Source organism: Granulicoccus phenolivorans DSM 17626 = NBRC 107789 = JCM 15570 (assembly GCF_000423085.1).
Lineage (GTDB): Bacteria > Actinomycetota > Actinomycetes > Propionibacteriales > Propionibacteriaceae > Granulicoccus > Granulicoccus phenolivorans.
In genome coordinates this window covers 1942-9840 of sequence record NZ_KE383977.1, presented here as the reverse complement: position 1 = coordinate 9840, position 7899 = coordinate 1942, and the positions used below count along the sequence as shown (strand labels likewise).

At 46.2% G+C, this 7899-nt stretch carries 9 protein-coding genes; all 9 read left to right on the top strand.

Features of this window, described 5'->3' with window-relative positions:
• On the top strand, positions 1–196 hold a 196-nt coding region (locus G531_RS26585), incomplete at its 5' end, for a hypothetical protein (protein WP_211221921.1).
• 56 nt (positions 197–252) lie between these two features.
• A complete protein-coding gene (locus G531_RS26015; RefSeq protein WP_022857261.1) occupies positions 253–603 on the top strand; it encodes a hypothetical protein in 351 nt (116 codons plus the stop codon).
• Positions 604–626: 23 nt separating this feature from the next.
• Positions 627–3644 carry a tape measure protein gene (locus G531_RS25525; protein WP_022857260.1) on the top strand — a complete coding sequence of 1006 codons (3018 nt, stop codon included), beginning with the start codon at positions 627–629 and terminating at the stop codon, positions 3642–3644.
• Positions 3645–3823: 179 nt separating this feature from the next.
• Positions 3824–4468 (top strand): hypothetical protein, encoded by a 645-nt coding sequence (locus tag G531_RS26010; protein ID WP_155827996.1) that lies wholly within the window; start codon positions 3824–3826, stop codon positions 4466–4468.
• 29 nt (positions 4469–4497) lie between these two features.
• On the top strand, positions 4498–5451 hold the full coding sequence (locus tag G531_RS26005; protein WP_155827995.1) for a hypothetical protein: 954 nt from the start codon (positions 4498–4500) through the stop codon (positions 5449–5451).
• A gap of 10 nt (positions 5452–5461) precedes the next feature.
• A complete protein-coding gene (locus G531_RS26000) occupies positions 5462–5782 on the top strand; it encodes a hypothetical protein (protein WP_022857257.1) in 321 nt (106 codons plus the stop codon).
• A gap of 3 nt (positions 5783–5785) precedes the next feature.
• The gene (locus G531_RS25995) at positions 5786–6754 is read left to right on the top strand and encodes a hypothetical protein (RefSeq protein WP_022857256.1); all 969 of its coding nucleotides are present in this window, start codon (positions 5786–5788) and stop codon (positions 6752–6754) included.
• 361 nt (positions 6755–7115) lie between these two features.
• A complete protein-coding gene (locus G531_RS25990; protein WP_155827994.1) occupies positions 7116–7571 on the top strand; it encodes a hypothetical protein in 456 nt (151 codons plus the stop codon).
• Between the two features lie 61 nt (positions 7572–7632).
• Positions 7633–7899: holin (locus G531_RS24145; protein ID WP_081684296.1), on the top strand; the 267-nt coding region annotated here is incomplete at its 3' end.

Here is a 7899-nt window from a genome sequence, read left to right as displayed (position 1 = left end):
TTTTCGTCTTATCGAAGCTTCTTCAAAAATTATGGAGGGTGATGTTTCAGCCTTGATTGGAGTGCTCCACCTTGTGTTCCCCGATGATTCTTATGAGCGTGTAAAGCAGTTGGCTACTCTTGACGATTACGTTTCTACTCAACGCATGAGTGAAATTTTGAATGAGGTTTTGAACCAGCTGAACCCAAATTCTTAAGGCTCGTATACTGTTATACGTTTTATAAGTCCGCGCTTATCGCAGACTTATACAGGGTGTACGGGCTGAAATTCAATGCTGAAACCGTAGCCGAACACGGTAGCGTTTTTATCGGTTATCTTGTGATTGAACTACCTGCGGGCTCGCAGATTTATATCGCTCAACATAATCAGCTGGAGTATTCGCTTACGGACACGTTGCTTACTGTGATTGCAAATATCGCTTTGAATTTTCAGTGGGCTAATACGGTTGAGGATGAGCGTCCGGATAAGCCTTTGCAGTTACCTTTCCCGGGTAGTATGCAGGGTGAACCGTCTGGCGAGAGGATCTCGGTGAAATCACATGAGGGCGTGGATATTGCGGTTATGGGTATTGAGGCTTTGAATGAGCGTCTCGGTCTAACTTAAAAAGTGAATAGTGGAGGTTACTAATGGCTAAAGGTATCGCGTTAGCTAAGGCTTATGTGCCTATTATTCCTTCGATGGAAGGTGTGGGTAAGGCGATTAAGTCTGCGTTTAGCGGTGGTGAAGCTACGTCTGCGGCTAACCAGTCTGGTAAGAAAGCTGGCGACGGTTTCTCTAAGGGCTTTGGTGCGGTACAGGGCACTATTATTGGTGTAGCCTCCACAGTTGCTAGTCGAGCTTTCGATATGATTGCTGGCAGCGTAACAAGCGCTGTCAGTCGTGCTGACGCCATGAATAATTTCCCGCTTGTCATGCAAAATTTGGGATATAAGGCTGAAGATGCGGCGGCGAGCATTAAGAAGATTAGTAAGAATCTTGACGGCTTGCCAACAACAATGAGCGATGTAACGGGCATGGTTACGCAACTTGCTCCGTTGACATCTTCGCTTGATGAGGCGACAAATATTAGCTTGGCTCTTAATAATGCGTTGCTCGCTGGCGGTAAATCTACAGTTGTCCAGTCGAATGCTATGCAACAGTACACGCAGATGCTTGCCGCAGGTAAGGTGGATATGCAGGCTTGGCGTTCCATGATGGACGCTATGCCAGGACAGTTGAATCAATTGTCTGTAGCTTTGCTTGGTGCTGGCCATAATTCTAATGATTTGTATGAGGCGATGAAGTCAGGAAAGATTAGCTTCCAAGATTTTAATAATGCGCTCGTACAGTTGAACACTCAGGGTGTGAATGGTTTAGGCTCATTCGAGCAGCAAGCAAGGGCTTCTACACAGGGTATTGGCACAGCCATGCAGAATATGCAGAATCGTATCGCTAAAGCAGTGCAGAAGGTTATTGAAGCATTCGGTGTTTCGCAGATTGCGGGAGTGATTAACGGTTTTAGTTCGCAGTTTAACCTGGTGGGGGACGCGGCGGCAAGCATGGTTACCGGTGTGAAAGAGTACCTCGCGCAACTGTGGACTGAGCTTAATAAGAGTGGTGCGATCGAGCCGTTACGTCAGGCTTTTGAGAATCTCGGCACAATTTTGTCAGGCATTTTCAAAGGCTTTAACTTTAACGCTCTTGCGCCACCACCGTTAATCGCTACAAGTGTTCAAGCGCTTATCACGGTGCTCACATTGCTCGTGAATACTGCTAGCGCGATACTTACACCGGTACAGGATTTCTTCACTGCATTGTCTGCTGGTAATCCTCTCGTCGTCTCTCTCACCGCTGGTTTAGTAGGTGCAGTCGGCGCGTTCAACGCCATCAACAGTGCGCTCAACGTAGCTAAAGCCGGCATGCAAACCTATAATACAGTCGTTAAGGCTGTGAAGATTGGCATGGACGCCTATCGTACTGGCGCTACTGCTTTCACAGCTGTCCAAGTCGCGTTAAGTAACGGTACGAAAGTTATGACTGCTGTCCAGACGGCATTTAATGCGGTTATGGCGATTAATCCTTTTGTTCTTATTATTACTGCTATTGCGGCGGTTGTTGCTGGTCTCGCATTCTTCTTCACACAGACGAAAACGGGTAAGGCTGCATGGCAGGCTTTCTGTAATATTATTGTATCCGCGTGGAATACGGCGGGTAGTTGGCTTCAAACTGCGTGGAATGCGATAAGCAGCTTCTTCTCGTCGATTTGTTCCGCGTTGTCGCAGGTGTGGCAGGGTTTTGTAAGCTTCTTCCAAGCGGTGAGCGCTGGTATGGTTGCCGCGTGGAATGCCACAATGCAAGCGATACAAGTTGCGTGGCAAGCGGTTGTCACATTCTTCACTCCTGCTATTAACGCTATTCAGCAAGCGTTCTCTGTGCTTATGACATTCCTTCAACCATTGTTTGAGGCGATGGCTGAGCTCTTCTTCGCGTTTATCGCCGCTGTATTGTCTCGGTGGACGAGTCTTATTGATGGTATTATTGCCGCGTGGAATATGGTTTCCGCGTTTCTGCAGGGTGCATGGCAGCTACTCGTTAATATTTTTACTCCGATTATTACTGCTATGCAGACCGCTTGGCAAGCGTTCACTGGCTGGCTCCAAGGTGTGTGGAATGGGATTATTGCCGCGTTCAACGCGGTCGGTAACACTCTCTCTGCTATTTGGAATGCGATTTGGAGTGTTCTTCAACCTATCGTACAGACGATTGTTACGGGTGTTACCGCATTATGGAACGGGCTCGTAAGCGCCGTTCAAACGTTAGCGAATATGTTGATGACTGGTCTGCAAAATGCGTGGACCATGATTCTTAATGTAGCTACGACTATTTGGAATGCGATTAAGACTGCTATCACAACGGTGTGGAACGCATTGGTGAATACTGTTGTTGCGTTTGCGCAAGGCATGTGGAATCAAATTCAGATTGTCTTTACGACTATTCGTGATGTGCTTATCGGCATTATGAAAGCGTTGACAGCTGCTCTTAAAGGTGATTGGCAGGGCGCGTGGAATGCGATGAGGAGTGTCTTTTCCAGTATCTGGAACGGTATTACAGGACTGCTGCGTAATGGTATTAATACTGTCTCGAATATTGTGAGCGGTATTAAGAGCGCGGTTATGGGCGCAGTATCCGGCGCGGGTAGCTGGTTGAGCAACGCAGGTCAAGCGATTATGGACGGTCTCTTGGGCGGCTTGAAAGCCGCATGGGGGAAGGTGACAGGTTTCGTTGGTGGTATCGCCGACTGGATTAAAAGCCACAAGGGTCCAATCAGCTACGATCGTAAGCTGTTGATTCCTGCAGGTAACGCCATCATGCAAGGCTTGAACGAAGGTTTGAGAACTTCATTCAAGAATGTGCAGAATAACGTTCTTGGCATGGGCGACCAGTTGGCTGGTTCGTTTGATGATGTGAATGCGCGGTTGAATCCTCAATTGTCGTATATGATGCAGGTTCAATCTTCTGCTGGCAATAATGATTCTATGCGCAGTCAAGCGGAATCTACTCAAGAACTCGTTGTACTGTTGCGCGCTTTATTGAATAATCTTGGCGATATTATCGCGGATAATACGCCGGATACAGCAAGTGGACGTCTGTTGAATCGTTTCTAAGGTGGTGTAAAAAATTGGTTAATCATATTACGTATGAGGCTGGTTCACAGTTAAAAACCGTGGAATTAAACGGTGAAAACCATTTATATGCGGAAACGATTCCAGAACTCAGGTCTGGCGAGTGGACGTATAAGCAGAAGGGTAAGTTTTTGTCTGCTCGTAGTCGGTCTAGTCGTACTGTGAATCTTGCTTTGAAAGCGACTCGTGCGAGTATTCTTGAAGAATTCCTTGAACTGGCTGACAAGGACGTGGAATCGAATACCCCAGGTGTTCTGCATGTCAATGATTGGCAAGCTCAAGTATTCATCGTGAAAGACGCAGCACAAACCATTACGCCACAATTTTATGAGACGACGCTCACCCTGTTGCTTGTGGAGGGCGTGTGGAGACGCCCCTCCAATCATGAGTATGTGATTGATATCATGCAAGGCGAAGGGCTTGATTATGCGCATGATTACAACTTCGATTACACACGTAACAATATTATCGGTAGGCTTAATAATCAGGGTTCTCAGCCTTCTGGTCTGGATTTAACTATTTTTGGGCCAGTCTCTAATCCTCGTATCACTATCGCTGGCAACTCATATGCAGTGGATGCGACTATAGCGTCTGGTGAACGTATTGAAGTGAAATCATTGGAGAAAACAGTGACTCTTGTTCGTGCTGACGGTGAGCGTGAGAATATTCTCCAGCAAGCCTACTTCAATAAAGGTATGGATATTTTCGCTCCTCTACCTTTATCAGGCGGTGAAGTCGCATGGAATAACAATTTTAATTTCGATATTACCGTGTGGGAGCAGAAGGGCAGGGCACCGTGGCTGTAGTCGTACATATTCTGAACAATGATGGGAGCGTGAAGGCAGTCTTGTCTCACGCTTCCTTTGATATTGCCGTGGGAGAATCCGAGAACGATTTCGAACTCTCATTCACCGATATTCTGCCTGAAAGTGTGATGGTTAATCCTGGTGATATGTGGTGTGTGAACGAATCGGAATACGGCGGCATTATCGATTCTATCCGTGATAATGATGGTGAGACTGTGTATTCTGGTCGTTCCTGGTCTGGAGTGTTCGGGAACAAAATTGTTGAACCTGAAAAGGGTGACGATTATTATATTCTCTCAGAGAATCTCACTACTTGTATACAGGTTTTGCTGAAGCATGTGAACGCGCCTAGTTTTATTAGCGTATTGCCAAGCTCAAATTCCAATAGTATTGGAATTTTGCAGTTACCTCGCTATTGTACGGCATATGAGGCTTTGCAACGCTTATGCGACAAAGCTAATAGGTGTCTTGGTTTCTATTATGATGTAGACGCTAAAAAACTTTACATTATCACGGTAGACAAGCAGATTATTTCGAACCTTTACGCGACCGTCCACGTGGACGCAACAGTCAATAATAACGTTGTTAACCATATTATTGGCTTGGGTAAAGGCGATTTAAAGGATCGTCTTGTCGTGCATGTGTACGCTGATAGTAGGGGAGTGGTGAGCGACAAGCAGTCACTCTTCGGTATCAATGAGCTTACTGCTGTGCATGAGTTGAGTAGTGAAGAAGACGTTGAGAAGTTGAAATCTGAGTGTGTGAAAAAGCTTCAAGAATATCAAGAATTGACTGTTGCGAAAATTTCTCTCGGTGATTCTAGTAGAGAGTTGGGTGTGGGTGACAGGGTTGTTGCTGAGTCTTTGTCGGCTCACGTTACGGTGGAAGCTGCTGTTTCCAAGAAAATCACGCAACTCGACAACGGTGTGCTTTCCTATAGTTACACATTATCTGATAAGCGGCGAGTGACATCTAATTATTAAGGAGAATATTATGGCGAAAGACAAAGGATACACCTTATACACGTGTGATAGGTGCGGGACTCAAAAATATTTGAAAGATGGAGATACAGGGGTATCGGATTTTACGACGACACTGTATTTACGTATGGGGTCAAGTGAGCCTACTTTACTTGTGCTTGATACAAAGTGTGCGAAGCAGTTCAACGAAGACCAATATAAGCGTGATTATGGGTTCGACCAGTATCTGGCGAAGTATTCGTTGAAGAAGCCGACGGAAGCGAATAAAGCGGCGGCGGAGCGCGTCAAGCAGTATGAGCAGACTAATCAGCCTACCATAGCAGGGGAGGAGTAGATTATGGTTATTGAGCTTATTACAGGTCATGCGGATGCGAAGCATGTATCTGCGTTAGATGCCGCCAATTTTAATATTGGAGTTTTTGGCGCGGATATTTATCAGCTGGTTGATAAGGCTAATGAGTGGAAGCAGCCGCGCGTTAAGAACGCGAATACTATTATTATTCCTTCAGGCAACTGGCTTATTCACGGTCGTCATGTGCGTATTGATACGGAGATGGAAGTCACTATCGAGTCGGGACAGTCTGGCTATAAGCGTATCGACTTGATTGTCTTCCACTACACGCAGGATGCTCAAGGTATAGAAAAGGTTACGTTAGAAGTTGTTAAAGGTACCGCAACTACGGGTAATCCTACTGTGCCGTCTATAACATCTCCTGCTTGGTCGGATGAGCAGACGACCGATTCTCGCTTCGCTTACGCGAAAGTCGTCTTGAACGGATTGACGCCAAGCGTATCCACAGATATTAGCCAGGTGCATAATTCTTATCTGTTAACGAAGAATACGATTAAATTGCAGGAAAATGTTACAGGCTTGCAGTCGCAGATTACATCAACAGGTAACCGTGTAACAAACGTGGATAATCGGATAACCAGCGTGAATGATATTCTAACGTCTAATTTACGTAATGTGGAATCTCAGGTAACTAGCCTACAGGCAACGAAAAGTACTACTGTGCGTTTGCCGTATCAGACTGGCGGCGCGTATACGCTTACTCGCGAAGGTAATATTGTAACCTTGGGCGGGCAAGGTACGTGCGATAACGTTCAAAATGCGGGTAATGTCACAGTGAATGAGACTATCCCAACTGGTTATTGTCCAACCGCCACTACCGCTGTCTCGTGGGGTGGCAATCAAAAAATGGATATGCTTATCAAACCTGACGGAACGATAACTTTACTTGGAAATGCTTACGGGTGGGTACATATCGGCGCATCGTGGATTACGCATGATCTTATGCCGAGCTAAACCGCGTATACAAGCAAGCTAAAGTTCACGCTACCGCAAACAATCGGCGTATTCACGTTTGTAGGACTATATCCTGCAGGAATAGTCTCATTAGCTGTGGAATAATTCTGCTGCCCGCTCTGCGTAAATTTCATATTACCGTTCGCTAAAACCATATTGCCTACGCGCGTGAGCGTGATAACCTCACCAAGGTATGGAACTGCTATAACCTTCACGTGTACCGGCATAGCATTACTCACCCGATAATCGAGGTTACGCTTCTTGTGTCTAAGAATTTATCCCATTTGTCCAAGTTTTTATCCGTGTTTTGTCCCATTCGTCCCAAAGTGTCCCAGACTGTCCCATATAAAAATTTTAGGAGGTGTATTATATGGTGTTTCCCTTAGCACCTATTGCGCTCGACAATATCATCGTCGCATTGATTACCGGAATTGTCTCATTCGCGGTCGCCTACAGTACTGCGCGAGCCACACAAGCGAACAATGCTGCGTCTGCCGAAAAAATACAAGCAGAGTTAGAAGGTGAGCTGCGTAAACAGCTCGCAGAAACGGACAAACATGTGGGCGAGTTGAGCCATTTAGTATCAGCTGAACAACGCCAGCGCAGACACGTAGAATCTAAGCTTTATGAGTTAGAGCAAAGCGACAACGTAAAAACCGCTTACGTGCGTGCTATCGGTCATTGGCTTGGCGGCTTATGTGGCGTACTTGATGAATCATGGATGGACGAACATCCGAAACCGAAACTTCCTGATGAGATTAGGACTGCTATCGAACGGACAGCAGAGAGGGAGGGGTTGAGCGTGGACAAAGGATAAAGGCACGCTCAACGCGTATATGCAAGCATTATCAACCAAAGAATAGTTTAGGAGAAAAGTTATGAAGAATCATTTCACACGCGAGTTTATGTATGACACTATCGAACGTGCTATTAAGACGGCAGCACAGGCTGCTATCGGTGTGCTCGGTACGGGGGCTGTGGGCTTGCTTACGGTGGATTGGGTAAACGTGTTGTCAGTTACTGCTATGGCAGCCCTGATTAGTGTGCTTACCAGTATTGCGAGCATGGGTGCGACCGACACGTTAACCCCCGCAAGTGTTGTACCATCTATCACTCGTGAGGGTAAGCATGTGGCAAACGTAACT

Coding starts and splice junctions, on each gene's coding strand:
- G531_RS25525 (WP_022857260.1), top strand. CDS start 627: ATGGCTAAAGGTATCGCGTTAGCTAAGGCTTATGTGCCTATTATTCCT.
- G531_RS26000 (WP_022857257.1), top strand. CDS start 5,462: ATGGCGAAAGACAAAGGATACACCTTATACACGTGTGATAGGTGCGGG.
- G531_RS25995 (WP_022857256.1), top strand. CDS start 5,786: ATGGTTATTGAGCTTATTACAGGTCATGCGGATGCGAAGCATGTATCT.